Annotated in this window: 1 protein-coding gene; it reads right to left on the reverse strand. The window is 60.2% G+C overall.

The features are described from left to right. Positions 1–1,110 (reverse strand): N-6 DNA methylase (locus U4E84_RS18280; protein WP_322533484.1); only part of this gene is annotated, 1,110 nt, incomplete at both ends.

A 1,110-nucleotide genomic window follows, 5' to 3' on the forward strand; every position in this document is an offset into this window, starting at 1 on the left:
CTCCTTGAGGTAGCGAACGTTCTCCAGCATGTCGTTCACGTACGGCTCAAAGAACTCCTCGACGCCGTCGTACTCGCGGTCTGTGTGATGGTGGATCCGCTCCTCAAGCCCGCTCTGGTAGGTCCAGTCGAAGTCCCCACCGAACTCCTCCGCGAGCGCCATGTGGTCCTTCACCGTGTCGAGAACCCCCTGTAGTGCGGCGAAGTACTCCCCGAAGTTGCTCACGCCTGTCTCAAGCTGGATCGTGTCGAACAGCGGCATGCGAACGCGTCGAACGAGGAACCCGTCCTCGGTCTCGTCCACTTCGTCCTTGTTCACTTCGACCGGGAGGGGAACCGGAATACGTACGTCCTGCTCGTCGTCGGTCATCGCGTCGAAGGTCATTTGTCGGGAACCGTCATCTCCGAGGTCCGTCCCGGTCAATTCGCGCCCGTTCCGGAGTGTGTCGGTCCGATAGATCGGGAGCCGGCGAATGGTGTACTCCGGGTGTTGCTGTTTCGCTTCTCGATACGCGGGGAGAATCGCGACGACGAAGCGGATCTGTGCCATGAGTACGGCAAACGGGTGAATGTCGAGTCCGACTACGCGCGGGCGGGTACACAAATCCTGTAGGTGGTCTTTCCAGTCCGGATTCTCCTCGTAGCGTTCCACGTCGGCGACGTATCGCTCGACGGCATCCACGAGGAATGTCCCGGAGCCACAGGCAGGATCAATAAGTCGCTCGTTCGAGACACCGCGCTCGTAGCCGACGCCGTCCATGATATAGTCGATCACCGGCTGTGGCGTGTAGAACTCGCCGAGAGCCTTGCGCGTCTCCGGGTCGAAGTACCGCTGATACAGATCTCCGAGAAGATCGCCCTCTACGTCTCCGAAGTCGAACCGAAGCACGTTGAAGAACACCTCCGCCACCGCCCGGCTGAATCGGTCCCGTGTCGCGTCGCTGATCCGATCTACTCCACCCGATTCCTTCGCGACGGCCTCGAATTGGCTCGCTCCCGTTTCGTGGCCCCGAGACAGTTCCTCAGCGTATCCGTCCGTCCACCACACAAAAATGTCGTCCTGAAACAGCCCCTCCACCAACTGGTCCGACATGTCGTCAATGAGGTTGTC

Origin of the sequence: Halorubrum sp. AD140, assembly GCF_034497445.1 — an archaeon.
Lineage (GTDB): Archaea > Halobacteriota > Halobacteria > Halobacteriales > Haloferacaceae > Halorubrum.